Source organism: Sphingobium sp. WR1 (assembly GCF_059693745.1).
This window is the reverse complement of sequence record NZ_JCATID010000012.1, coordinates 114,318-138,095: the sequence shown is the minus strand read 5'-3', so window position 1 is coordinate 138,095 and position 23,778 is coordinate 114,318. Positions and strand designations below refer to the sequence as shown.

The window sequence follows — 23,778 nt, the reverse complement described above, 5'->3', positions numbered from 1 at the left end:
TGGTCGTGCGGCACGGCTTCCGGCATCCCGGCGAGCAGCACCGCCATGCGCGCGACGTTGCGATTATCCTCGCCCGCCTGATTGGCGCAGCCCAGGATGACATCGTCCAGCGCCGACCAGTCCGCCTTGCCGTTGCGCGCCATCAGCGCCCGGAGCGGCAGCGCTGCCAGATCGTCGGCACGGACGGTCGCCAGAGAGCCGTTGAGCTTGCCGATGGGGGTGCGGACAGCGTCGCAGATGAAGGCTTCGACCATGACTTTTCAGCTTTCAAGAAAAGAGGAGATGGTGCCCGCCAGGGCCTCGGGCGCTTCGAGCGGGGCGAGATGCGCGGCGGCGAGCGCCACATGCGCTGCGCCGGGGATGCGGGCAAGGAGATGTTCGCCATGCCCCTCGAAAGGGGTCGATGTGTCGCGTGTGCCGGTGACGATCAATGTCGGACAGACGATACCGCCGATCCGATCGGCGAGGTCCATGTCGCGGATCGCTGCGCCGCAGCCGGCATAGCCTTCCGCATCCATCGCCAGCAATTGGCACCGAACCGCTTCATAGAGGGCAGGCTCGGCAGCGTCGGAGAGGAAGCGCTCCATGGCAAGTTCGGCGATGGCGGCCATCCCCTCGCCCCGCACCTTGGCGATGCGCTCGTTCCAGGACGCGCTGTCCATCGTCGCCGAGGTGCAGATGGGCAGCAGTTTGTCGATCCGGTCGGGCGCGCGCAGCGCCAACTCCATGCCGATCATGCCGCCCAGTGACACGCCCGCCAGCGCGAAGCGATCGAACCCGGCCGCATCGGCGACCGCCAGCACATCGTCCGCCAACATCGCCAGCCTGTAGTCGCCCGGCTCGGCGACCGACGCGCCATGGCCGCGCGTGTCGATCCGCAGCAGGGCGAAATGATCGCGCAGATGCGGCAGCACGCCATCCCACAGATCCATGTCGGTGCCGATACTGTTCAGCAGTATTAGCGCAGGCGCTTCATCCCGGCCGTCGCGCTTCCAGTAGAGAGTGGCGCCGGGGCGCTGGGTGAAGGCCATGCTCAATCCTCCGGTGCGATGGCGACGCGCAGGCCGTCGAGCGCGGCGGTCATCATGATCTGGCAGGACAGGCGCGAGCGCTCGCCGCGATGATCGGAGGAATCGAGAAGGTCGTCCTCGTCACTGCTGGCCCCGCCGACCGTCCCGCTCCATTCCGCATCCACGAAGACATGGCAGGTCGCGCAGGAACAGCAGCCGCCGCACAGGGCGAGCAGTTCGTCAAAGCCATTGTCGCGAATGGCTTCCATCACGGAGATGCCCTCGCGGGCATCGATGCTCGTTTCGTCCCCCGCACGGTTGACGACGATCAGCTTGGGCACGGTAGTTTTCCTATTTCACGCAGCTTCGAGGATCGCCAGCGGCGCGCTGGTCTTCTCGATGACTTCGGCTTCAGTCACGCCGGGGGCCAGTTCCATGAGGGTCAGGCCGCCCCTGACGCGGTCCACCGCGATCACCGCGAGGTCGGTGATGATGAGGTCGACGACCGCCTTGCCGGTCAGCGGCAGGGTGCAGGCGTCGAGGATCTTGGGACTGCCATTCTTGGACACATGGTCCATGACGACCACGACGCGCTTGACGCCCGCGACCAGATCCATGGCGCCGCCCATGCCCTTCACCATCTTGCCGGGGATGGTCCAGTTGGCGAGGTCGCCGTTGGCCGCCACCTCCATCGCGCCCAGCACCGCCATGTCGATATGGCCACCCCGGATCATCGCGAAACTGTCGGCCGAAGAGAAGAAGCTGCTCGTCGGCAGCTCGGTGATCGTCTGCTTGCCGGCATTGATCAGGTCCGGGTCCGCCTCGCCCTCATAAGGGAAGGGACCGATGCCGAGCATCCCATTCTCGCTCTGGAGCGTGACATTGACGCCGTCCGGCACATGGTTTGCCACCAGCGTCGGAATGCCGATGCCAAGGTTCACATAATAGCCGTCGCGCAATTCCTTTGCGGCGCGCGCCGCCATCTCGTCGCGGGTCCAGCTCATCGTGCAGTCTCCCTTTCGCGCACCGTCAGCTTCTCGATCCGCTTCTCGTTAATGGTGGAAAGGACGATGCGGTCGACATAGATACCGGGCGTATGGATGCAGTCGGGATCGAAGCTGCCTTCAGGCACGATTTCCTCGACCTCCACCACCGTCATCTTGCCAGCCGTCGCCATGTTCGGGTTGAAGTTGCGCGCGGTCTTGCGGAACATGAGGTTGCCGGCCGGGTCCGCCCGCCACGCCTTGATGATCGACAGGTCGGCGCGCAGCCATGTCTCGCGCACATAGTCCTCGCCCTCGAAACTCTCGACCGGCTTGCCCTCGGCCACCACCGTGCCCACGCCGGTCTTGGTATAGAAGGCCGGGATGCCCGCGCCGCCAGCCCGGATACGCTCGGCGAGCGTGCCCTGCGGATTCAGTTCCAGTTCCAGTTCGCCCGACAGATACTGACTCTCGAACAGCTTGTTCTCCCCCACATAGGAGGAGATCATCTTCCTCACCTGCCGGCTTTCCAGCAGCATCCACAGGCCAAAACCGTCCGCGCCGGCATTATTGGAGATGACGGTCAGGTCCTTCACACCCGACGCCCGGATCTCGGGAATCAGGCTTTCAGGATTACCCGAGAGCCCGAAACCGCCCGACATGATCGTCATGCCGTCGAACAACAGTCCTTCAAGTGCCTGCGCCGGGCTGTCGTAGATTTTCTGCATGTCTTTGTCCCTTCAGCCGATATCGCCGCCCGCAAAGTTATTATCCAATGTCGCCTCCGGCGACGGGCAGGACCGATCCGGTCACATAGCTGGCCTCGTCGGAAGCGAGGAAAAGGATCGGCGCGATCTGCTCGTCCAGCGTGCCGTAGCGCTTCATGAAAGCCGACGATGTCACTTGCGCCACCGCCTCGGCCATCCACACCTGCTCCTGATGGTTGTTGCCTTCCGCGTTACGGGGCACGCGGCGCGGCGGCGCGCTCGTGCCGCCGGGGGCGGTCGCGACGACGCGGATGCCGCTTTCCGCATATTCCATCGCCAGCGCCTGCGTCAGGCCGTTGATCCCGCCCTTCGCCGCCGAATAGGGCACGCGGCGGATGCCGCGCGTGGCGTTGGACGAGACATTGACGATCGTCCCCGCTCCCTGATCCAGCATCGCCGGCAGGGCGGCATGGCAGCAATAGAGGGTCGGCATCAGCGAACGGCGGATTTCCGCGTCGATCTGCATCGGTTCGAACTGCGCAAAGGGCCGCATGCGGATCGCGCCGCCGACATTGTTGACGAGGATGTCGATGCGCCCGAAGGCCGCGACCACCGCTGCCATCGCCTGGCTTGCGCCTTCATAGGTTTCGAGGTCGCAGTTGACGGAAATGGCCCTGCCACCCGCCGCCACGATCGCCTGTTCGACATCGGTCACGAAATCGGCCCGGTCGACGAGGACAAGGCTGGCGCCCTCGGCTGCGGCGCGGGTTGCGACACCGGCGCCAATGCCCTGCGCCGCGCCGGTCACGACCATCACCTTGCCGGCGAAACGTCCCTGGAAGATCATCATCCGGTCCTTCAGATATGATAGACGTCGATGACCTGATGAATATAGTCGTCCTTGAGAACGATCTTCTTCTTCAGGATCTTCGGGGCTTCGCCGCTGATGTCCAGCGTGACGAAGGTCGTACCGAAAAACTGCTGCGTCTTCTGGTAACGATGGCTCATCGTGTGCCAATTGTAGCGCAGCTCGACCGCGTCGGCGCGGGTTTCCAGTATCTCGATATTCGCCAGGAAGTGCGAGGTGCGCGCCTCGGGCGTGCTGGCCGACGAGCGCTCGGTCTTCAGCCGATAGACGCGATCCTCCAGCCCCTTGCGGTTGCCATAGTAGATCAGCGAGATTTCGCTGTGCGGATCGGTGGTCAGTGCGTCATCGTCGGTCCAGGCCGGCATCCAATATTCGCACTGTTCCGAATAGCATTCGAGCCATTCGTCCAGTTCGCGATCGTCGAGCAGCCGTGCCTCGCGATAGAGAAAAGCGCAGATATCCTGATAGGACAGCGCCGCGCGCTCCGTGTCGAGAACCAGTGTCATTCTGCGGCCTCCATCATCGGCGCAACGCCGGATTCCCTGGCCATGCCGTCCAGCATGATCTGCGCCCAATATTCATGCTGCCGCACGAACAGCCCTTCATCCTCGCTGCGCTCGCTCGACAGCAGCGGGTTCATGCCCATCGCGGTCGCATTGCTGTCCGGCCCGGCGATCCAGCGGGTCGCGCCGCGGCTGAGGTCGTTCCACAATTCGCCCGCGCCCTCATAGGCCGACTGACAGCTGCGGAATTCCTCCAGATCGTCTGGCGTGCCCATGCCGGTGACGTTGAAAAAATCTTCATACTGTCGGATGCGATGCGCGCGGTCCTCGGCGCTCTCGCCTTTGGGCGCATAGCAATAGATGGTGACTTCGGTGGTGTGCACGTCGATTGGCCGCACAACGCGGATCTGGGTCGAGAACTGATCCATCAGGAACACGTTGGGATAGAGCGCCAGATTGCGGGTCTGTTCGAGGATGAACTTCGCCCTGTCCTCGCCCAGCCGCTCGACCAGTTGATCCTTGAGGTGCCAGACAGGACGGACTTCGGGGTTCAGCACCTGGGTCCAGAGCAGGATATGGCCATGTTCGAAGCCATAGACGCCGCTCGCCGGCGCCTTCGACCAGCCATTGGCGTCCACCGCCTTGGTGCCGCCTTCGGCGCGCCGGCCCATGGTCGACTGGTAATTTTCGTGGACCGAGCTGACATGATAGCCGTCGCAGCCATTTTCCATCTGCATCTTCCAGTTGCCATGGAAGGTGTAGGTAGAATTGCCGGTCAGCACCTCCAGCCCCTCTGGCGCCTGATCCACCATCTGGTCGATGATGACCTTCGCCTCGCCCAGATGATCCTCCAGCGGCAACACGTCATGATTGAGCGAACCGAAGATGAAGCCGCGATAGCTTTCCACCCGGACGCGGGTCAGGTCGTGCGACCCTTCATGGTCGAAACTGTCGGGATAGGCGCCGGTGCTGGCATCCTTCGCGCGCAGCAGCTTGCCGTCGGTCTTGAAGCTCCAGCCATGAAAGGGGCAGACGAACAGAGGCTGGTTGCCCCGCTTGCGGCGGCACAGCTTGGCGCCGCGATGGGCGCAGGCATTGACCACGCAATTGAGACCGCCATCCTTGGCCCGGGTCAGGATCACCGGCGTATGGCCGATCCAGGTCGTGAAATAGTCGTTCTTCTTCTCGACCTGGCTTTCGTGGGCCAGATAGACCCAGTTGCTCTCGAAGATATATTTCATCTCCAGATCGAACAATGCGGGGTCGGTGAAGACGTCGCGGCGGCAGCGGAAGATGCCGGTTTCCGGATCGTCCACGACCGCGGTTTCGACGCGGTCGCGCAGGAAAGTCATGGGACTGGTCATGATCCTCTCTCCTTTCAGGCCGGTTCTTTGACCGGTTCGACGGCATCCACCGCCAGGCGCTTGCGGGTCGAGAAGGCTTCATCGCCTTCATCGTCAGCACGTTGCAGGTGGAAATCGAAGGCGATATGCGCGCTGTCGCCCTGGCGGTTGGGCACCGGCAGCAACCCTTCGCGGGTGCCGAAAGCGAAATCGTCGGCAGCGAACGGATCGTCGCCAAAGTTGATCTGCGTCGTCAGTCGGCGATAGCCCGGCGCCTCGATGAAGAAATGCACATGGGCGGGGCGGTTGCCGTGACGGCCGAGCAGCTTCATCAGCGTATCGGACGCCCCACCCGGCGGAACCGAATAGCCGTTCGGCATCTTCGACGAAAAGGCATAGGTGCCGTCCGCCGCGATCTTCAACCGGCGGCGATTGTTGAACGGTGTCTGTTCGTGAGTCGGGTCAAAATGCGAATAGAAGCCGTGCGAGTCCGCATGCCACACATGGACAAGGCCCTCCGTCACCGCCTCGCCATCAGGGCCGATGATGCGGCCGGTCATGTAGAGCGTATCGGTGTCGTCGCCATCATCGGTCAGATAGGCGCCGCTTTCGACGATCGGTGCGCCTTCGACATAAAGTGGCCCTTCGATCGTGCGCGGCGTGCCGCCCAGCTTGCCGGCTTCCGCATCCTTGGCGTCCATGTAGAGATCGATGAAATGCTCCAGGCCGACGCCCGGCATCAACAGCCCCAATTCCCCGGCGCCGGCCGCGCCCTGCAGGAAGTTGACGGCATTCCACACCTCATCCTCGCTGATGTCGTAGCGGGCGATGATGGTCATGCAGGATTCGATCAGATCGCGCATGATCGCCTTCATGCGGCTATCGCCACCTTGCGAATCCAGCCCCGCGACACGATCGAGCAGGTTCTGGATTTCCGGTGTTTCTACGAAGCTGGTTCCCATATTCTCTCTCCTAAGCTTGCGGTCCGAGGATCAGCGATCATCCTCATGAATCGACGATGGATGGCGGCAGAGCGGCGTCACCTTCATGGTCATGAAGGGATAGAGCGGCAGCGCCATGAGCGTGTCGTGCAGGGCGGCGTTGCTCTCGACGTCGAAGATCGACACGTTGGAATAGAGACCAACCTTGCGCCAGATATGGCGCCAGGTGCCGGCCGCCTGCAGCGTCTGGAAATAGGCCTTTTCCGCGGCCTTGATCCGGGCGGCTTCCGCCGCGTCGAAATCCAGCGGAATATTGACGTCCATTTCGACCATGAACAGCATGGGATTCAGGCTCCTGCGGAAACGGCGTGAAGGATGGGCGACGTGCGATCACGCCGGAAGAAGGCGAGCTTGTCCTCGTCGAAGGCGATGCCCAGCCCCGGACCGGTCGGCACGGCGAGCGAGAAGTCGCCATAGCCAAGCGGCTCGCTCAAAATATCTTCTGTCTGGAGCAACGGGCCGAACAATTCGGTGCCCCAGGCAAGGTCCGGCAGCGTCGCGAAGACATGGGCGGAAGCGACGGTGCCAACCCCGCCCTCCAGCATGGTGCCACCATAGAGGCCCATGCCCGCAGCCGTGCCGATCGCCGCCACTTCGGCGGTGGCGAATAGGCCGCCCGACTGGGCGATCTTGAGCGCGAAGACGCTGGCGGCATGGGCAGTGGCGATGCGCAGCGCGCTGCGCGGGCCATGGAGTGCCTCGTCCGCCATCAGCGGCACCGGCAGGTTCTTCGACAGGCGGGCCATGGCGGCGATCGCGTCGCCGGCGATCGGCTGTTCGACCAGGTCGCAACCGACATCGTGCAGCATGGCCATGCCGATCCTGGCCTGCGCCTCAGACCAGTTCTGGTTGACGTCGACCCGCACGCTGGCGCGGTCGCCCAGCGCCTTGCAGATAGCGCCGACATGGGCGACGTCGTCGCGCACGTCCCGCTTGCCGATCTTCAGCTTGAAGATGCGGTGGCGGCGGCGATCGAGCATTTCTTCGCCCTCGGCAATGTCACGGGCGGTGTCGCCGCTGGCCAGCGTCCAGGCCACCGGCAGGCTGTCGCGGACGCGGCCGCCGCCGATCAATTCGGACACCGGGATGCCCAACCGCTTGCCGGCTAGGTCGAGCAGGGCGGTTTCGACCGCACATTTGGCGAAATGATTGCCCCGCACGCAGCGGGCGACCTTCGCCATGGTCGCACCGACCTGCGCCAGATCGCAGCTTTCCAGGACCGGGACTATGTAGGTGTCGATCGCCAACTTGATGCTTTCAGGGCTTTCCTCGCCATAGCTGAGGCCGCCGATCGTCGTGCCTTCGCCGATGCCAACGATACCGTCGGCATCGGTGAGGCGGACGATCACCATCGACTGGGCGTGCATGGTCGCCATCGCCAGCACATGCGGGCGGATCGTCGGAACATCGACGATGAAGGTATCGGCGTGGCTCAATCCGGCCATTGCGGCGACTCTCCCAAATGCTTACGTTTCATGGAATAGTTAACCCTCCGCCGCCGCCGGTTCAAAGATCAATGCGGTCAAGGGTTCATACTTTGGAGGTATAATCGGTGATGGATCTGCGCCTCTTGCGCTATTTCGTAGCCGTCGCGAACGAAGGCAATTTCAACCGTGCCGCCGACCGGTTGCACATCGCCCAGCCGCCTTTGTCACGCGCGATCCAGCAACTGGAAGCCCATGTCGGCGCGCCCTTGCTCGACCGGTCCAGCCGCCCGTTGCGGCTGACCGATGTGGGCCGCCTCCTCCATGCCCAGGCGCTGCAACTGCTGGCGCGGATGGAGGATGTCGAAGCGATGGTGAAGACCGCCGCCACCAGCCAGCGACGTCGGCTGGTCATCGGCTTCGTCGCCTCGACCATCTATGCCCGCCTGCCCGAACTGATCCGCGAATTCCGCAAGGCTGCCGAAAATGTCGAACTGGTGATGGTCGAAAGCACGACCCTGGAACAGATCGCCGCGCTCAAAGACGGGCGGATCGATGTCGGCTTCGGCCGCATCCGGTTCGAAGATCCGGCCGTGCGCCGCATCATCCTGCGCAACGAGAAGATGGTCGCCGCCTTTCCCATCGACCATCCTTTGGCGCATGGCGACGGCCCCATATCGATCCGCGATCTGGCCGAAGAACCGCAGATCATCTATCCCCGCGCGCCGCGCCCCAGCTATGCCGACCAGGTCATATCCCTGTTCCGCGACCATTCGATCGAGCCCCGCATCGTCCATGAAGCGCGCGAACTGCAGATTGCGATCGGATTGGTCGCGGCAGAGGAAGGCATGGCGATCGTGCCGGAATCGGTCCATCGCGCCCGCAGCCACGACGTCGCCTTTCGTGACCTGGCCGAACCGGCGACATCGCCGATCATCATGAGCCATCGCCCGGGCGACCGTTCTCCCGAACTGGCGCTGATGGCGTCCGTCATCGCCCACCAATATGCCCGATGGGGCTATGAGGTCCCAGCCGCGCTAACCGAAGAACTCTAAGGCGATTGCGCCGCACGCCATACCCCTACCATACCCACAGCGTATTTCGATCGGACTTAATTGGTATTTGGCGGCGCCCTGCATGTCATTCACTTTCCCGGAAAATCATACTCATCAATAAGGGAGAGGATTCGATATGCAGGGTATTGATATAAATCGTCATATCGACGAATCCAGGTTTGGAAATCTACATCTTAAGATCATCTTTGCTTGCGCCATCCTTCTCATAGTCGATGGATATGACGTATTCATCTATGGTGTAGTCCTCCCGCAGTTGATGGACCTATGGGGACTCAGCGCACCACAAGCCGGATCGCTCGCGAGTTGGGCCTTGTTCGGCATGATGTCCGGCGCCCTCTTCTTCGGACCTCTGGGCGACCGGATCGGGCGCAAGACCTGCATCACCATCTGTTTCGCGCTGTTCAGCGCCGCCACCTTCGTCAACGGCTTCGCGACAACGCCGACCATGTTCGGCGCCCTGCGCTTTCTCGCCGGCCTGGGTTGCGGCGGGCTGATGCCCAATGCGGTCGCGCTGACCAATGAATATGCGCCCAAGCGGATGCGCAGCACGCTCGTCGCGCTGATGTTCAGCGGCTATGCCGTGGGCGGCATGGCTGCGGCGGGTCTCGGCATCTGGCTGCTGCCGCTGTTCGGCTGGCAGGCGATGTTCTTCGCGGCCGCGGTTCCCCTGATCCTGTTGCCGCTGGTCCTGCGCGGCCTGCCGGAATCGGCCGGCTTCCTCGTCCGGCAGGGACGGCAGGAACAGGCGCGCGCCATCCTTCAGCGCCTGTCGCCCGGCCAGCGTCTCGACGGCCCGCTGCTCCAACCGCAGGGCGTCGCCGCCAAGACCAGCATCGCCGAGCTTTTCCGCCACAATCGCACGCTCGGCACGCTCTCGATGTGGCTCTGTTTCTTCTGCTGCCTGCTGATGGTCTATGCGCTCGGCTCCTGGTTGCCGCAGTTGATGCGCAGCGCCGGCTACAGCCTGGGGTCCAGCCTGTCCTTCCTGCTGGCGCTCAATTTCGGCGGTATGTTCGGCGCAATCGCCGGCGGACGCCTCGCCGACCGCTTCGGCCTGCCGCAGGTGGTCATCGCCTATTTCCTGCTCGGCGCCATCTGCATCTGCCTGCTTGGCCTCAACGAGCCGATGCCGATCCTCTATCTGCTGATCTTCGTCGCTGGCGCGGGCACGACGGGCACGCAAATCCTCCTATATGCCAGCGTTGCCGAATTTTACGATCTGTCGGTCCGCTCGACAGGCCTGGGCTGGGCATCGGGCATGGGCCGGGTCGGCGCGATCGTCGGACCGATGCTGGGCGGCCTGCTGCTCGCGGCACAATTGCCCATGGCGCTCAACTTCGTTGCCTTCGCCATTCCGGGCCTTGTCTCGGTGCTGGCCACGGCGGTCTTCATGCTAAACCGCCGCCAGCAGATGTCCCGGGAAAACTACGCCCTGGCGGCGTGATCGGACCATCATGACCGCAAGCCAGACAGGCTGGATCCCGGCGATCATCGCCGGGATCATCGCCACCACCATATCCTATGCCGGGCCGCTGGTGATCATCTTCCAGGCGGCGCAGAGACTGGAACCGGCCCTCGTCGCCTCCTGGATCTGGGCCATTTCGATCGGCAGCGGCATATTGGGCATCATGCTCAGCTGGCGCTGGCGCGTCCCGATCGTGATCGCCTGGTCGGCGCCGGGCTCGGCGCTGCTGGTGACGATGCTGCCGCAGACCGATTTCGCGACCGCCATCGGCGCCTATATCGTCGCCAATCTTGCGGTCCTGCTGGTTGGCCTGTCGGGCGCCTTCGACCGGCTGATGCAGCGCCTGCCCGCCGCGATTACCGCAGCAATGCTGGCCGGCATCCTATTCCGTTTCGTTATCGATATGATTGGCGCGGTGCCGGCCGCTCCGGTGATGCTGATCACCATGATCGCCGCCTTCTTCGCCGGCCGCGTGCTGGCGCCGCGCTATGCCGTTGTGGCGGTGCTGGTGACGGGCGTTACCATCACCGCGATCGGGGGCGGCCTGTCCGGATCGATCGGCGTGCCGCACCTGACCGTTCCGGTCTGGACGACACCGTATTTCGACTGGGCGGCCACCGCCAGCATTGCCGTGCCGCTGGCCGTCGTCGCGCTGACCGGCCAGTTCCTGCCCGGTATCGCTGTGCTGCGCGCAGCCGGCTACGACCAGCCCGCTGCACGGCCGATCGTATCCACCAGCGCCATCGCCTCAATCGCGCTGGCACCGTTCGGCTGCCATGGGCTGAACCTTGCCGCCTTCACCGCGGCCATCTGCCTTGGACCCGACGCCCATCCCGATCCGGCCCGCCGCTACGTTGCCGGCATAGCAGGCGGCGTCACCTATCTCGTCTTCGGCGCCTTTGCCGGCACCGTGCTTGCCCTGTTCGCCACCCTGCCCAAGACGCTGATCGCCGCGCTGGCGGGCCTCGCCTTGTTTCCGGTTGTCGCCAATTCGCTCAGCGCGGCCCTCCGCGCAGAGCAGGGGCGCGACGCTGCCCTCGTCACTTTCGCTGCCAGCGCATCGGGCATGACGCTGGCCGGGCTTGGCTCCGCCTTCTGGGGCCTGATCTTCGGCCTCGCCGTCCACCTGCTTCAGAGCGTCATAGCGAAAAGGCCCGAGCGGGCCACCGCATAACAAAAAACCCCAATTTCGGAGAGTATGCATGTTCGATCTTCTGGCGCCCGCTTTGGCCGCCTCCATGGTTCAGGCCGCCCCGGCCACACCACCGCCCGTCACCGCCGGGACCGCACAGAAGATGCCGGCATCCGCAGAACTGCCGGCATCGCAGACCAGCGAACGCCCCAAGGCGCCCAAGCCGGCCTTCCGCACGATCAACCATGACGAGGATTATGCCAGCTTCCGCGACGTGCGCGACGCGAACTTGTGGACCCGTTTCAAATATATGCCGATCGTCGGCAACAGCTATGCCACGCTCGGCGGTGAACTGCGCCTGCGCCCCGAACTGCGACTGGGCGAGCGCTGGGGTCGCGGCCCGCAGGATGATGACGGCAATTTCCAGCAGCGCAGCCGCATCTGGGGAGATCTCCAGATCGAAGGCCTGTTCCGCGCCTTTGTCGACCTCGAACATGCGACCAGCACTGGCCTTGATTCCGTCGTCGCGCCGATCGAGGAAGGCCGGCTCGATTTCAACCAGGCCTTTATCGAGGCGCATGTGCCGATCGACCAGGCCCGCGTCACCGCGCGCCTCGGCCGGCAGGAAATCGGCATCGGCAACCAGACCGTGTTCGACATGCGCGAAGGCGCCAATACCCGCCGTTCGCTCGACCTGCTGCGCGTCATGGCAAGCCAGGGGCCATGGGATGGTGGCTTTCTGACCGGCCATGCCGTAACTGAGAAATTGGGCAGTTTCGACGATAAGACCAACCATGACTATGACGTAACCGGCGCCCATGCCGGCCGCAATTTCGGCACCGGCGCCCGATCCGGCCGGGCCGAAGCGCTATTCGTTTCCTCGGATCGCGCCAGCATCGCCTTCGACAGCGAACCGGCCGCGCACGACCGGCGCCGCACCCTGTCGCTCCGCTACGCCGGCAAGCGAGACGCCTGGAGCGTCGACGTCGAAGGCATAAGGCAATGGGGTTCGTTCGGCGCTCTCGACATCGAGGCCTATTATGTCACCGCCACCGCTGCCTATAGCTGGCAGAGCGGATGGAAACCCAGACTCGCCCTGCGGGTCGATGTCGGGTCGGGCGACAAGAATCCCGATGATGGCAAGATCGGCACCTATGGCCCGCTCTTCCCAAAGCCGTTGACCTATAATGGCGATCTGGGTCCGCACAATTTGACCATCATTCAACCGATGCTGTCGCTCCAACCAACCGCAAGGCTGAAACTCGACTTCTCGGCCGCCGGGCTATGGCGGACTTCCATTCATGACGGTGTTTATTCGCTCGGCGGTCAGGTGCTCCGGCGCAGCGACGAGAGCGAGAGCCGCTTCTTCGGCAAGCGTGTGACCGCCGCCGGCCAATATGCGCTTAACCCGTTCATGACGTTGGGTTTCTACACCATCTACGGCGACGTATCGGAGAAATTCAAGCCGGGCCGCGACCTCGTCTATGCCGCCAGCTATCTGACATTTCGCTTTTGAAAGCGGAGCGATCGATTACAGAGCGGATTTCATGCTTCCTCTCAATTCAATGTCCCGTTTATCCCCTTGACGTATGTGCGGTGAAATGGTTGCTTTATCACGCAACGCATCGGCGAGTATGCAGTTAACAAATCCTTTATATAGCCATGTGCCGTGAGGCGTGCGGACGCCAACCCTCCCACGCAACACCTCTTCCCCTTACCCCTGCGCTGTGATACATACCCCGCAGACACGCGAGGTGGGTGATGGATTCTGACATCGTGCAAAGAATGAGGGCGGAAGAAGCCGATCTCGTGCGCAAGCTGGCTGCGGTGCGTGGTTTTCTCGCCGCCTATGGCGAAAGCCCGGCCGATGGCCCGGCGGCGGTGCAGGATAAGTCTTTCCAGGCTCCTCCCAAGCCGGGCGGCAAGCGCGAGGGTGGGGCGCGTCCCAAGGTGGAAATAGATAGCTTCATGGAGCAGTCGCGGATCAGCGTCCTACTCTCGATGATGGCTATGACGACCACAAACCGGCTGATGAAAACGAAGCAGCTTGTCGATTTCGTGGAATCTATGGGCTTCGAGGTAAGCGGCGAAAACAAAATCAACGCGCTGGGCGCGCTGCTGTCGCGCAGCGTAGATATAATTAGCCATGGAAAGTCTGGGTGGGAACTGGCTGACCGGGAAAAGGCTCTGCGCTTGATCGAACAGAATCGCGACCTCATTGGAGGTGCGAAAGAGAATGCCCCGCCAGATGGCTATGATGCCATATTTGGCGGGGCAGACACCGAGTCGGAAAGCGTTACCGCGCCAGCCGACCGAACGAACAGCCCCTTCTCATGACGCCGCGTCAGAAAGAGAGAAACCCATGTGGCAGGCCGCTTTGTTAGCCTGAACTAACGCTGGCAGGCTGCGTCGGACTTCCGTTCGACGCAGCCTGACTAGCACAAACCGTTGGACTCGTCTAGTCAGACTGCGTTCTCAAACGCTTTCTGAGAGGGGTTCTTATGCCTGTTGTTCCGATGCGCACCCGTGGAAGGATTGGTGCGCCGGTCACGAAAAGGACCGCTAGAGTGTATGCCATTGCATATGATCTAAACACCGAGGCAGCGGCTCGCCATAATGCGTGGGACAAGATTGCCCGCGTGTTGGCTCAGCACGGGTTCAAGCGCCAGCAAGGCACCGTATTCTACGGCACCGAGCAGACCAGCGCTATGACCTGCGCCGCCGCAGTTCTTGACATGAACGATCGCTTTCCTTGGTTTTGGGAGGTTGTCCGCGATATGCGGATGCTTCGCATCGATGAGGAAGACGACTTGTTGGCCATCGTTCCGAACCGGATGCGGTTTGACAGCGAGAAGGTAGCATAAGGTGACGCCCGCTCGATTAACGCTGAATGATGCGCTCGCGAGCGGGCGTTTATCTGACTTCATCGATCAAGCTGAGGCAGACGGGATCGACCCCGCCGATCGGTGTCAGTTTGAGGCTTTAATGGGGCGCATCACAGCGCCCCCACCAGAAGATCAAACATCCCATTCACCCGCTGGCGATTGTTCGCGCGGAAAGTGAATTCCGACAGATAGCGCTGCATGTGCTTGGCGCTGATCTGGACATGGGTGGAGCGAACTGACGCCTTGAACAGCCGCCAGAAGCCTTCCACGGTGTTGACGTGGAACGTCTCGTTAGCGCGGTAGTCGTAGTAGGCGTATTCCTTGCGGCCATGGCTCACCACGCCATGCACGTAGCCATCGCCGCTGAGTAAACCATAGGAAACCAGCTCGTCGGTCGAGACGGTCGAACCCTTCTCAACGCTGTCCAGAACCACACCGCGCAGCGTGTCCTTCTTTACATTGGGGATGACGACCGCCTTCATGTTGCCACCACGTTCGGCCAGACCCATCACGATCGTCTTGCCCGGAGCGCCGCGACCACGCTTGCCGCCCGAACGGCGACCGCCGACATAGGCTTCGTCCAGTTCGACGTGACCGGCCAGCAGCGCGTCAAAGGATATATCATGGATGCGGGCAATACCGGCGACAGCCTGGGTATGCCGACCTTCATCGCCGGCGCCCCACGTTTCCATGGCATTTCCGCCAGCTTCCGCTTTGGCGGCGCCCGATCCTGTTGACCCTCACGCCGGACTGCGCCGTGGGAGACTATATCGCGATGTCGACCATCTACGAGGCCAAGGGGAAAGCACGGTCTCTGGCACGTTTTGCCGTCCAGGCCGGCGCTCCGACGTTTAGCGGCTGAAGGCCACAAAATAGGAAATGTGGGAGAATGAGAGCAGTAGACGATCCAATCCCCGGACAGACCAGACCCATCCTCTGACAGCGAAAAGCGCGAGACGAAATCATCGTCTCGCACTTTCCTTTTTCAAGCGGCGACGCCCATTGGCGTCCGCTCCTTGGCTCAGAACCGTATACGCGCGTCGATGCCGTAGGAGACCGGCTTGTTGAAGGTCGCCCCCGCAAAACCCAGCCCGCCGAAATCGATGCCATAGGCAAGTCGCTTCTGGTTGAGCAGATTGTCGCCCCACAGACCGACATCCAGCTTGCCACTGCCCAGACGAATATCCTCAATCGACAGGCGCGCCTTGACGTTGGTCTGCGACGGCGAGATCAGTTGCTGGTTGAACGGGGCCGTATTGTCGAGCGCATTGAACCAGATCTGCGTGCGATGTGAATAGTCGCCGCGCAGGCGAACGAGCGCATCACCGACAGGGTACGAATATTCGGCGCCCAGATGGATGCTCCATTTCGGCGTGTAAAGCGGCTTGGCCTGATCAGCGACATCGAGGATCAGGTTCGTCGCCGGATCGCGGAACAGGAACACCTTATAGTCAGTCTTCACATAGCCGACCGATCCGTCGATCTGGAAACCGCGGAATGGCAGGGCAGTGAGCTCCGCTTCGAAACCCGACAGCCGCACCTTGCCCGCATTGACGATCAGCGACGTCGCCCCGCCGCTGCCCGCCGCAAATTGCTGGACCTGAAGGTCATCATAGTCGGTGATATAACCGGCCAGATTGAACCGCAGGCGGTTGTTGAAAAATTGCGACTTGACGCCCGCTTCATAGGCGGTCGCCTTTTCCGGGTCGAAAGTGTTGATGACGTTGGCGCGCGGATTGATGCCGCCCGACCGATAGCCGGTCGATACACGGCCGTAGATCATCACGTCCTTGACCACGTCATAGGACAGCGACGCCAGCCAGGACAAATTGTCGAAGCTCTTTCGCCCACGCTGCACGGGATTGACGTCGCCCGCCAGATAGGCGGTCTTGTCGTCGCCGGTGAAACGGCCGCCCAAGGTAAGTTCCAGCTTGTCGTTCAGCGCAGAGGGCTTCCAACTCGCCTGCCCGAACACCGCCATCGACTGCGATGTGCCGCCAAAGGCCTGGACCGGATTGGCGTTGACGCCGATCGTCGACAGGCCGGGATTGAGGGCGCTGATCCCGTCGACCACAGCCTGCGGCAGACCGATCGAGGTCAGGGCCGACACCGGCATGACCAGGGTCAGCGACTGGGCATTATATTCGGATGCCTTTTCATAGAAATAATACATGCCGAAGAGGTAGCTGATGTCGCCGACCTTCCCCAAGGCCTGCAATTCCTGACTGAACTGCCACTGTCTCTGCGGCGCATTGTTGCCGGTATAGGGCGTGACCTGCTGGACCGAGACGAGCGTAGGCGACGTGAAGTCGACCACGGGACCACGCAACACGCCATTGCCCGACAGGTTCAGGATCGTATCCTGAAAGAATTTGCGGTAGCCGGTGATCGACTTGATCGTCAGCTCCGGGATCGGTTCATAGCTGATGGTGAGACCATGGCCCTGAACGCGGGTCTTGCTGCCATAGCGGAAATTGCCATTGCGATCGGTGAAGCCAGCCTGCTGCACCGTGCCCTGCCGCACCGGATCGACCAGGAAAGGCGCGCCGCCATAGCTGGGCGACTGGGAATAATAATCCTGCGCCAGCGGGGTTGCGGCGACGATCTGGAAGAAGGCCGGCGTGCCGCGGCGACTGTCATAATCGAAATTATAGTTGACGGTGACGTCGCCGAAATCACCCTCCAGTCCCACCGCGACGGAATTCGCCTTGAGCGCGCCGGGATCCTGCGACGACGGCGTGAGCGTGTTGTTCACATAGCCGTCGGCTTCACGATGCTGCGCCGAAATCGACGCCTTGATGACGTCCCCGACGATATAGCCGGTATCCAGCCGCGCGCGCGCATACCATTCGTTGAAGCGGCCAAATCCCGCCTTGGCCGTGACGCCCATGTCGTTGGCGGGTTTTTTGGAGATCAGTTGCAACGCGCCGCCGATGGTGTTGCGCCCAAACAATGTGCCCTGCGGACCGCGAAGCACCTCGATGCGCTCCAGATCGATGAGGTCGAACACCGCGCCCGCCGACCGGGCCAGATAGACACCGTCCAGATAGATGCCAACGCCCTGTTCGGACACGGACGATGGTTCCTGGTTGCCGATGCCGCGGATATAGACGGTGGCGGCCGACAGGCTGGACGGCTGCTGCTCCACGGTCAGGTTGGGCGCGAACTGCGGCACGTCGGCCGGGCTGGAAATATTCTGGCGCTCGATGAAGTCACCACCCAGCGCCGTGACCGCAACCGGCACATTCTGCAGCGTTTCCGCCGAACGGCGCGCCGTCACCACGATATCGCCGAGTTTGGCGGCCTGATCCTGCGAGGCGGTGGCCGACGGGAGATCCTGGGCGCCGGCCGATGGCGCGAACGGCATTCCCGTCATGGCTGCAGCGCCGGCAAGCCAAATCGATTTCATCACATCCTCCTCCCGATTTTCGCCTTATGAAATGGCATTATCGTCTATTATTGGTATAAATTATACGCATTTAATGAAAGATATTATTTATTTATGTCGAATTGCGTATCATTTTCGAATATGCTCCTTAGCCCAATCGCACCGTTACAGCAAGAGGAAAATCGATCATATGCGTATAAATCTATGCATTATTCTACGATTATGATCAGGTCATTTTATGGATAGCGCCAATTTCGCGGCGTGGGTCATGGCATCCTGCACCGTCTCCAACGGTCGGTTCGAGTTGGTCGAGTGGCATTGGCCCGACATCGTCAGCTTCGAGCGGAGCGAGCAGCAACTCATGCTGGAAATGTCGCTGCCGCCTATGGCGGCGGATGCCTCCGCCTGTTTTCCCGATATCGCCCCGGACCGCCGCTGCTTCATGGGCACGCTGTTCGTGCGTTACCCGGGCATCATGGTGAGCGGACGATCCGAAGGCGGGCAGATCCGCGTGATTCGCTGCATCTTCGATGACGCAAAGGACGTCGCCATCGCCGATTGCGGTGAACCAACGCTCAGTTTCCTCCAGAGCCTGCTCAACATCCGAAATGAGGCGTTGCGCAGCCTGATGCGGCTTGCGCATCGCGAACTGGTCAATCCGCTGGGCTGCTGTCAGTCCGCAATGGAGGCGCTTTTCACGCTGATAGGCGTTGAATTGCGCCGGGTCTTCGACCAGGCGACAGGCGCAGAGACCGGCAGTCGCCTAGCCCCCTGGCAGTTTCGCCGCGTGCGCGAGCGGATCGAGGCCGGCGCGCCGACGCCCGGCGTCGCCGAACTGGCCGAGCTTTGCGGCATCAGCCCGCGTCACCTCCACCGGCAGTTCATCGCGCTCACAGGCAAGACCGTATCCGCCTATATCGACGCCTATCGGATCGAACAGGCCAAACAATGGCTGGCACAGGCGGACGTGCCGATGAAGCGGGTTGCCGAGCGGGCCGGCTTTTCGCACGCGAATAGCTTCGCGCGGGCATTCCGGCGAGCGACCGGATGCTCGCCGCGCGAATTTCGACAGCGGAGATCGGCATCGGGTTTTCACGTCGATGGGACGTGACCTGACGCCGTCGCCGATTACCAGCGCAATTTGAGCGAGGTGAACCCCATCACCGACCCGCCGAACACCGATGCGGCCTCCTGTTCGTCGGCCAGTTCGAAATCTGGAATCTGCCGCAACCATTGCTGCAGGGAGATCATGATCTCCCGCTTGGCGAGATGCGATCCGATGCAGCGATGCGGGCCGACGCCGAAGGTGACATGATTGTTGACCTTGCGATCCAGGTCGATGGTCTGCGGATTTTCAAAGATCGACGGATCGCGATTGGCGACGGTGTTCGGCAGGATAACCCGATCATTCTTGCGAAAGCGGACCCCCCTGAACACGCAGTCATGCGTCACCCGCCGATAGAGGTTCGATACGGCGTTGATCCGCATCAGTTCCTCGATCGCGATGAGAAAGGCCGATGGATCGTCGATCCTGTCGCGGAAATGGGCGCGCGCGGTCGGCGTGGTCGCCAGATAGCGCCAGACATAGGCCATGGTGTTCGTCACCGTATCCAAACCGGCAACGAAGAGCAGGAATCCACAATTCAATATGTCCATCCACGGATGCTGGTCGCCATTCACGTCGCGCGCGGTGACGATGGTGGATGCGATGTCCGATCCCGGCTTGCGCGCCTTTTCGCGAAACAACTCTTCCAGCACGGCATAGATGTCATTCAGATTCTGCGCCCGTTCGGCCGGGCTCGTGCTGCGGAAGAAGATATGGGCGAGGCCGAGAAATTCGGGCAGCCTGTCTTCGGGCAGACCGAACAGTTCAAGGAAGGTGCTGGTCGGAAATATCGACGCATAATCTTCGACGAAATCGCATCCGCCCTTGTCGGCAAAGCCGGAAATCAGGCCTTCTGCGCGATGTTGGAGTCCTTCCGTCATCCGGCGCACGGCAAGCGGCGTGAACATCGGCGCCAGCAACTTGCGAAAGACGTTATGCTCCGGCGGATCGACCCCCTGGGGCTGCACCACCGGGAAGGGTTCGATCGGCGGGATCGGCGTCTGATGAGTCGAGAATGTTTCGTGGTTGCGATAGCCCTCCACTATGTCGTCATATTTCAGGAAGACCCAATGACCGCCATTATGCGGCGTGTAGAAGATCGGCGGCACACCCCGGCGCACAAGGTCGTGCCAGATCTGGACCGGATCGGTAACGCCTTCGGGAATATTGAAAAAGTCGAAATCGATCATCAGCTCAGCTGGGACATGATCCGGGGGCAACGGCTGCCATTGCAGGGTCATGCCTTGCCTCCCTTCGCGATGCGCAATGCCCCTTCGGGACAATTACGGACGGCCAGTCGCACCTTCTCTTCCAATTCCGGCGCAAATTCGGGCTGTTCGATAACAACCTTTCCTTCGATGGCATCCGTCGAAAAGACTTCGGGACACAAGTCTTCGCAGCGTGCATGACCCTGACAGACGTTCAGATTGGCAACCACTCGCATCGACATGCTCTCCCATTCCACGTTGCCGCTGTTTTACCAGCGCAGCGATTCATGGCCCATGCCGACTTGGGAGCAGAAACGGCCATCGGGAACATATCCTGACATTGACAGAGGTGCCCTACATCGGGGCGAACCCCGACACGACCGACTCGGGTCGGGACGCCCCGCCTTCCGGCCTTCAGCCGATGTCACCCCTATGCATCGCCTCCGCCCGCACCTTGAGTGCCCGCGCGGTGTCATTGAAGGCCCGCGTCACCCATGGACCGCAAAAGCGCATGACATGGATGCCATTGGGACCGGTAAAGGCATCGGTCGACTGATAGCGGCACCGCTCCGACCCCAGCGGCTCGATCATCTGGTCGCGCCGGGCAGGATAGGGCCAGGCCTCATTGTCCGGCAATTCCCAGGACAGCAATCGCCCCGGCTCGAAGGCGCAGACATATTCGCAATTGGGCGCGAGCGCACCGGGATTGGCATAGTTGACCAGCCGCATATGGACAGGCGCACCCATTTCCAGGGTCGATTGCGCCCATACGCAAAAGGGGTTCCATTCGCCGTAGCGCGCCATGTCGGTGAGGATATTCCAGACCAGCATGGCCGGCGCAGCGATCTCCACCGGGTCGGACGCCACCAGAATGGCGGGATCGTAAAGGGCAAAGGGATCATGGCGCATGGCGGCGGAACTTTCGACGGACATCGACCTCTCCTGAATGATTCTTGTGCAAGCAGGAATATAGGAAAATATGGAATCAATCCACGCTTTATTAGCCATATAGCACTATATTAATCTTGACATGCGTAGTATATATAATAATTTAATGCGCATAATGCCGGCCATCGTCCCGCTGTTGCAGAGGACCAGCGACAGGGGACGGCACATATGGAGAGGACATGGCCGACCGTTTCGACTTCATCATCATTGGCGGTGGATCGGCGGGATGCGTGATGGCAGGCCGCCTGTCGGAAGATCCGCGCAACCGGGTGTTGCTGGTCGAGGCGGGCGGCAAGGACAAGAGCGTCTTCATCCACGCCCCCGGAGGCCTTCTGCCGATCATGTATCGCGGCATGTTCCAGTGGATGCATGTCAGCGTGCCGCAGGCCCATGCCGGGGGGCGGCAAATATATACGCCCCGCGGCAAGGTGCTAGGCGGATCGTCGTCGATCAACGGCATGGTCTATGATCGGGGCACGGCGGCCGATTATGACGGCTGGCGCCAACTGGGCAATGAAGGGTGGAGCTATGACGATGTGCTCCCCTATTTCCGCAAGCTGGAGGATTTCCAGCCCGGCGGCGAGGATGGTTATCATGGACGCGGCGGGCCGGTGCTGGTGACACGGCCAGGGATCGAAAACCCGCTGGCTAGGGCCTTTCGCGACGCCGCCATCGCCGCCGGTGTCCCCTATAATGACGATCCCAGCGGATCGAAGCGCGAAGGGGTGGCGCCAGCCGACGTGACCGCCTCGGCCGGGCGTCGCTGGAGCGCGGCGCGCGCCTATTTACGGCCCGCGCTAAAGCGGCCCAATCTGCGCATCGTCACCGGCGCCCATGTCGAACGGATCATCGTGGAGGACGGGCGCGCCACTGGCGTCGCCTGGCGCCGGAACGGGCTGGTCGGGCAGGCCAGCGCCGCGCGCGAGGTGATCCTGTCTGCAGGCGCCATCCACTCCCCCGGCATCCTCATGCAATCGGGCATCGGCGATGGCGATCATTTGCGGCAGGTCGGCGTGCCGGTGGTCCATCACCTACCCGGCGTAGGGCAAAATTATCGCGACCATGTAGCGATCAGCGTCAAGCAATATTGCACGCAGCCGGTGTCGCTGTTCAACGTCTTCCACCCGCTGGTCGCCACCAAGGCGCTTGCCAATTTCCTGTTGTTCCGCAAGGGGCCGCTGGCCCAGCCGCCGGCGGAGATCGGCGCCTATCTGCGGACCATGCCGGGCGCGGAGCATCCCGACGTGAAGGTGCATTTCGCCATGGCCCTGTATGAAGCCATGGGACGCAAGCTCATCATGGACCATGGCTATTTCGCGCATATCGACCTGCTCAACCCGGAAAGCGTCGGGACGATCATGCTGGCCGGACCCGGCGCCGCCGCACCGCTGGCGATCGACCCCAACATCCTGTCGACCGCCAAGGACATGGCGATGGGGCGCGCCGCGATCCGGGCGGTGCGCGCCATCTTCGCCCAAAGCCCCTTCGATCCGTTCCGGGGCGAGGAACTCGCGCCCGGCGCCAATATCCAGTCCGACGACGAACTGGACGCCTATCTGCGCGCCACTGCGACGTCCGACATCCATGCCGTCGGCACCTGCCGCATGGGGCACGATCCGATGGCGGTGGTCGATCCACAATTGCGCGTCCGGGGACTGTCCGGGCTGCGGGTGGTCGATGCGTCGGTCATGCCGCGGGCGCCGGGCGGCAATACCAATGTGCCCACGATGATGGTGGCGGAAAAAGCCGCCGACATGATCCGGGGCAGAACCCATTTTTCCTCAGCATCATAGGACAAGGAAGCATTCATCATGGCCGGAAGGTTGCAGGAGAGGGTCGCCATCGTCACGGGCGGCGCGCGCGGGATGGGGGAGGCAACGGTGCGCCTGTTCGCCCGCGAGGGCGCGAAGGTCGTCATTGCCGACGTGCTGGAGACGGAGGGCCGGGCGCTGGCCGCCGACATTGGCGATGCGGCCATGTTCCAGCGCCTCGACGGGTCGGACGAGGGCAGCTGGATCGCGTTGGTGGAGGCCATCATGGCGCGCCATGGCCGGATCGACGCGCTGGTCAACAACGCCGCCGTGGTCGCGTTCGCGCCGATCGTGGCGCTGGAGGTCGAACAGATCGACCGCGTGCTGGGGATCAACGTCAAGGGCACGATGCTGGGCCTGAAGCATGTCGGCGGCGCGATGTGCGCGGCGGGGCGCGGGGCGATCGTCAACATCTCGTCGGTCGACGGCCTGCGCGGCGCCAATGCGCTATCGCTCTACAGCAGTTCGAAATGGGCGGTGCGCGGTCTTACCAAGACGGCGGCGCTGGAATTCGGCCATCAGGGCGTGCGCGTCAATTCGGTGCATCCCGGTGGCGTCAACACCGTCATGGGCAATCCACAGGCGCTGGAAGGCGCGGCGAAGAATGTCGGCTATGAGCGCGTACCGCTCCAGCGGATCGGCGAACCGGAGGAAATCGCCGCCGCCAGCCTGTTCCTCTGCTCCGACGATGCAAGCTATATCTGCGGCGCGGAACTGGCCGTCGATGGCGGCTGGGCAGCGGGCTATTATCATCATTATCTGCCCGCCGCGCCGGCGGCGCTGGCGTCGATCTGACCCCATCGCGGAGACAAGCCACCATGGAAATCGGCATGGGCCTTGCCCGGCGCGGAATCGGGCAAGGGGTGAACCGGAGGGGCCGCCAGCGCTCAACGAACAGGCCCGCGTGCCGGTGATGGCGGA

The 23,778-nt window shown here is 62.4% G+C and carries 23 protein-coding genes and 2 pseudogenes; 9 read left to right on the top strand and 16 right to left on the bottom strand.

Annotated features, from left to right (window positions below; translation table 11 throughout):
* Nucleotides 1–8: 8 nt before the first annotated feature.
* The 11 genes and pseudogenes from AC58EF_RS15440 to AC58EF_RS15390 form a co-directional block, all read right to left on the bottom strand.
* Nucleotides 9–254, bottom strand: a pseudogene (locus tag AC58EF_RS15440) (thiolase family protein); the annotation flags it as partial.
* Between the two features lie 6 nt (nt 255–260).
* Complete coding sequence (pcaD, locus tag AC58EF_RS15435) at nt 261–1,031, bottom strand: 3-oxoadipate enol-lactonase (RefSeq protein ID WP_497277252.1); 771 nt, start codon at nt 1,029–1,031, stop codon at nt 261–263.
* 2 nt (nt 1,032–1,033) lie between these two features.
* Complete coding sequence (locus AC58EF_RS15430; protein WP_497277251.1) at nt 1,034–1,351, bottom strand: 2Fe-2S iron-sulfur cluster-binding protein; 318 nt, start codon at nt 1,349–1,351, stop codon at nt 1,034–1,036.
* Between the two features lie 15 nt (nt 1,352–1,366).
* Nucleotides 1,367–2,014 carry a 3-oxoacid CoA-transferase subunit B gene (locus AC58EF_RS15425; protein WP_497277250.1) on the bottom strand — a complete coding sequence of 216 codons (648 nt, stop codon included), beginning with the start codon at nt 2,012–2,014 and terminating at the stop codon, nt 1,367–1,369.
* Nucleotides 2,011–2,721, bottom strand: coding sequence for a CoA transferase subunit A (locus tag AC58EF_RS15420; RefSeq protein ID WP_497277249.1), 711 nt, complete (start codon nt 2,719–2,721; stop codon nt 2,011–2,013). The genes AC58EF_RS15425 and AC58EF_RS15420 overlap by 4 nt, the downstream gene beginning before the upstream one ends.
* A 40-nt stretch (nt 2,722–2,761) precedes the next feature.
* The gene (gene benD / locus AC58EF_RS15415; protein ID WP_497277248.1) at nt 2,762–3,547 is read right to left on the bottom strand and encodes a benzoate diol dehydrogenase BenD; all 786 of its coding nucleotides are present in this window, start codon (nt 3,545–3,547) and stop codon (nt 2,762–2,764) included.
* A gap of 11 nt (nt 3,548–3,558) precedes the next feature.
* Nucleotides 3,559–4,074 carry a benzoate 1,2-dioxygenase small subunit gene (benB, locus tag AC58EF_RS15410; protein ID WP_497277247.1) on the bottom strand — a complete coding sequence of 172 codons (516 nt, stop codon included), beginning with the start codon at nt 4,072–4,074 and terminating at the stop codon, nt 3,559–3,561.
* Nucleotides 4,071–5,423 carry an SRPBCC family protein gene (locus AC58EF_RS15405; RefSeq protein WP_497277282.1) on the bottom strand — a complete coding sequence of 451 codons (1,353 nt, stop codon included), beginning with the start codon at nt 5,421–5,423 and terminating at the stop codon, nt 4,071–4,073. The genes benB and AC58EF_RS15405 overlap by 4 nt, the downstream gene beginning before the upstream one ends.
* Before the next feature lie 26 nt (nt 5,424–5,449).
* The gene (locus AC58EF_RS15400; protein ID WP_497277246.1) at nt 5,450–6,376 is read right to left on the bottom strand and encodes a dioxygenase family protein; all 927 of its coding nucleotides are present in this window, start codon (nt 6,374–6,376) and stop codon (nt 5,450–5,452) included.
* A 30-nt stretch (nt 6,377–6,406) separates the two neighbouring features.
* Nucleotides 6,407–6,697: a muconolactone Delta-isomerase gene (gene catC, locus AC58EF_RS15395; protein WP_497277245.1), complete on the bottom strand. Its 291-nt coding sequence runs from the start codon at nt 6,695–6,697 to the stop codon at nt 6,407–6,409.
* A 5-nt stretch (nt 6,698–6,702) separates the two neighbouring features.
* Nucleotides 6,703–7,860 (bottom strand): muconate/chloromuconate family cycloisomerase, encoded by a 1,158-nt coding sequence (locus AC58EF_RS15390; protein ID WP_497277244.1) that lies wholly within the window; start codon nt 7,858–7,860, stop codon nt 6,703–6,705.
* A gap of 110 nt (nt 7,861–7,970) precedes the next feature.
* On the opposite strand from AC58EF_RS15390, the gene AC58EF_RS15385 reads away from it, so the two are divergent.
* The 6 genes from AC58EF_RS15385 (at nt 7,971) to AC58EF_RS15360 (ending at nt 14,376) form a co-directional block, all read left to right on the top strand.
* Nucleotides 7,971–8,894, top strand: coding sequence for a LysR family transcriptional regulator (locus AC58EF_RS15385; RefSeq protein ID WP_497277243.1), 924 nt, complete (start codon nt 7,971–7,973; stop codon nt 8,892–8,894).
* A 136-nt stretch (nt 8,895–9,030) separates the two neighbouring features.
* Nucleotides 9,031–10,359: an MFS transporter gene (locus AC58EF_RS15380; RefSeq protein WP_497277242.1), complete on the top strand. Its 1,329-nt coding sequence runs from the start codon at nt 9,031–9,033 to the stop codon at nt 10,357–10,359.
* A 10-nt stretch (nt 10,360–10,369) separates the two neighbouring features.
* Complete coding sequence (locus tag AC58EF_RS15375) at nt 10,370–11,554, top strand: benzoate/H(+) symporter BenE family transporter (protein ID WP_497277241.1); 1,185 nt, start codon at nt 10,370–10,372, stop codon at nt 11,552–11,554.
* A gap of 28 nt (nt 11,555–11,582) precedes the next feature.
* Nucleotides 11,583–13,028 carry an alginate export family protein gene (locus AC58EF_RS15370; protein WP_497277240.1) on the top strand — a complete coding sequence of 482 codons (1,446 nt, stop codon included), beginning with the start codon at nt 11,583–11,585 and terminating at the stop codon, nt 13,026–13,028.
* Nucleotides 13,029–13,273: 245 nt separating this feature from the next.
* A complete protein-coding gene (locus AC58EF_RS15365) occupies nt 13,274–13,849 on the top strand; it encodes a hypothetical protein (protein ID WP_497277239.1) in 576 nt (191 codons plus the stop codon).
* Between the two features lie 230 nt (nt 13,850–14,079).
* Nucleotides 14,080–14,376: a virulence factor gene (locus AC58EF_RS15360; protein ID WP_497277238.1), complete on the top strand. Its 297-nt coding sequence runs from the start codon at nt 14,080–14,082 to the stop codon at nt 14,374–14,376.
* A gap of 131 nt (nt 14,377–14,507) precedes the next feature.
* Here the strand turns inward: AC58EF_RS15360 and AC58EF_RS15355 are convergent.
* Together AC58EF_RS15355 and AC58EF_RS15350 are read right to left on the bottom strand one after the other, a co-directional pair.
* Nucleotides 14,508–15,002: pseudogene (locus AC58EF_RS15355) on the bottom strand (IS1595 family transposase); the annotation flags it as partial.
* Between the two features lie 416 nt (nt 15,003–15,418).
* Entirely contained in the window at nt 15,419–17,806 is a 2,388-nt protein-coding gene (locus AC58EF_RS15350; protein ID WP_497277237.1) for a TonB-dependent receptor, read from the bottom strand.
* A 247-nt stretch (nt 17,807–18,053) separates the two neighbouring features.
* Between AC58EF_RS15350 and AC58EF_RS15345 the strand changes: the two genes are divergently transcribed.
* Complete coding sequence (locus tag AC58EF_RS15345; RefSeq protein ID WP_497277236.1) at nt 18,054–18,896, top strand: helix-turn-helix transcriptional regulator; 843 nt, start codon at nt 18,054–18,056, stop codon at nt 18,894–18,896.
* 17 nt (nt 18,897–18,913) lie between these two features.
* Here the strand turns inward: AC58EF_RS15345 and AC58EF_RS15340 are convergent, their stop codons facing one another.
* The 3 genes from AC58EF_RS15340 to AC58EF_RS15330 all read right to left on the bottom strand — a co-directional run bounded on the left by AC58EF_RS15340 (nt 18,914) and on the right by AC58EF_RS15330 (nt 21,031).
* A complete protein-coding gene (locus tag AC58EF_RS15340) occupies nt 18,914–20,131 on the bottom strand; it encodes a cytochrome P450 (RefSeq protein WP_497277235.1) in 1,218 nt (405 codons plus the stop codon).
* Nucleotides 20,128–20,334: a ferredoxin gene (locus AC58EF_RS15335; protein ID WP_497277234.1), complete on the bottom strand. Its 207-nt coding sequence runs from the start codon at nt 20,332–20,334 to the stop codon at nt 20,128–20,130. The genes AC58EF_RS15340 and AC58EF_RS15335 overlap by 4 nt, the downstream gene beginning before the upstream one ends.
* Before the next feature lie 178 nt (nt 20,335–20,512).
* Nucleotides 20,513–21,031 carry an SRPBCC domain-containing protein gene (locus tag AC58EF_RS15330; RefSeq protein ID WP_497277233.1) on the bottom strand — a complete coding sequence of 173 codons (519 nt, stop codon included), beginning with the start codon at nt 21,029–21,031 and terminating at the stop codon, nt 20,513–20,515.
* Nucleotides 21,032–21,225: 194 nt separating this feature from the next.
* Between AC58EF_RS15330 and AC58EF_RS15325 the strand changes: the two genes are divergently transcribed.
* Complete coding sequence (locus AC58EF_RS15325) at nt 21,226–22,839, top strand: GMC family oxidoreductase (RefSeq protein ID WP_497277232.1); 1,614 nt, start codon at nt 21,226–21,228, stop codon at nt 22,837–22,839.
* 18 nt (nt 22,840–22,857) lie between these two features.
* Nucleotides 22,858–23,652, top strand: a complete 795-nt coding sequence (locus AC58EF_RS15320; RefSeq protein ID WP_497277231.1) for an SDR family NAD(P)-dependent oxidoreductase — start codon at nt 22,858–22,860, stop codon at nt 23,650–23,652.
* Nucleotides 23,653–23,778: the final 126 nt, after the last annotated feature.

What these genes read in the sequence shown, in the direction of transcription:
- pcaD (WP_497277252.1), bottom strand. Translation starts at nt 1,031, where the DNA reads ATGGCCTTCACCCAGCGCCCCGGCGCCACTCTCTACTGGAAGCGCGAC.
- AC58EF_RS15425 (WP_497277250.1), bottom strand. Translation starts at nt 2,014, where the DNA reads ATGAGCTGGACCCGCGACGAGATGGCGGCGCGCGCCGCAAAGGAATTG.
- AC58EF_RS15420 (WP_497277249.1), bottom strand. Translation starts at nt 2,721, where the DNA reads ATGCAGAAAATCTACGACAGCCCGGCGCAGGCACTTGAAGGACTGTTG.
- benD (WP_497277248.1), bottom strand. Translation starts at nt 3,547, where the DNA reads ATGATCTTCCAGGGACGTTTCGCCGGCAAGGTGATGGTCGTGACCGGC.
- benB (WP_497277247.1), bottom strand. Translation starts at nt 4,074, where the DNA reads ATGACACTGGTTCTCGACACGGAGCGCGCGGCGCTGTCCTATCAGGAT.
- AC58EF_RS15405 (WP_497277282.1), bottom strand. Translation starts at nt 5,423, where the DNA reads ATGACTTTCCTGCGCGACCGCGTCGAAACCGCGGTCGTGGACGATCCG.
- AC58EF_RS15400 (WP_497277246.1), bottom strand. Translation starts at nt 6,376, where the DNA reads ATGGGAACCAGCTTCGTAGAAACACCGGAAATCCAGAACCTGCTCGAT.
- catC (WP_497277245.1), bottom strand. Translation starts at nt 6,697, where the DNA reads ATGCTGTTCATGGTCGAAATGGACGTCAATATTCCGCTGGATTTCGAC.
- AC58EF_RS15390 (WP_497277244.1), bottom strand. Translation starts at nt 7,860, where the DNA reads ATGGCCGGATTGAGCCACGCCGATACCTTCATCGTCGATGTTCCGACG.
- AC58EF_RS15385 (WP_497277243.1), top strand. Translation starts at nt 7,971, where the DNA reads ATGGATCTGCGCCTCTTGCGCTATTTCGTAGCCGTCGCGAACGAAGGC.
- AC58EF_RS15380 (WP_497277242.1), top strand. Translation starts at nt 9,031, where the DNA reads ATGCAGGGTATTGATATAAATCGTCATATCGACGAATCCAGGTTTGGA.
- AC58EF_RS15375 (WP_497277241.1), top strand. Translation starts at nt 10,370, where the DNA reads ATGACCGCAAGCCAGACAGGCTGGATCCCGGCGATCATCGCCGGGATC.
- AC58EF_RS15370 (WP_497277240.1), top strand. Translation starts at nt 11,583, where the DNA reads ATGTTCGATCTTCTGGCGCCCGCTTTGGCCGCCTCCATGGTTCAGGCC.
- AC58EF_RS15365 (WP_497277239.1), top strand. Translation starts at nt 13,274, where the DNA reads ATGGATTCTGACATCGTGCAAAGAATGAGGGCGGAAGAAGCCGATCTC.
- AC58EF_RS15350 (WP_497277237.1), bottom strand. Translation starts at nt 17,806, where the DNA reads ATGAAATCGATTTGGCTTGCCGGCGCTGCAGCCATGACGGGAATGCCG.
- AC58EF_RS15345 (WP_497277236.1), top strand. Translation starts at nt 18,054, where the DNA reads ATGGCATCCTGCACCGTCTCCAACGGTCGGTTCGAGTTGGTCGAGTGG.
- AC58EF_RS15340 (WP_497277235.1), bottom strand. Translation starts at nt 20,131, where the DNA reads ATGACCCTGCAATGGCAGCCGTTGCCCCCGGATCATGTCCCAGCTGAG.
- AC58EF_RS15335 (WP_497277234.1), bottom strand. Translation starts at nt 20,334, where the DNA reads ATGCGAGTGGTTGCCAATCTGAACGTCTGTCAGGGTCATGCACGCTGC.
- AC58EF_RS15330 (WP_497277233.1), bottom strand. Translation starts at nt 21,031, where the DNA reads ATGTCCGTCGAAAGTTCCGCCGCCATGCGCCATGATCCCTTTGCCCTT.
- AC58EF_RS15325 (WP_497277232.1), top strand. Translation starts at nt 21,226, where the DNA reads ATGGCCGACCGTTTCGACTTCATCATCATTGGCGGTGGATCGGCGGGA.
- AC58EF_RS15320 (WP_497277231.1), top strand. Translation starts at nt 22,858, where the DNA reads ATGGCCGGAAGGTTGCAGGAGAGGGTCGCCATCGTCACGGGCGGCGCG.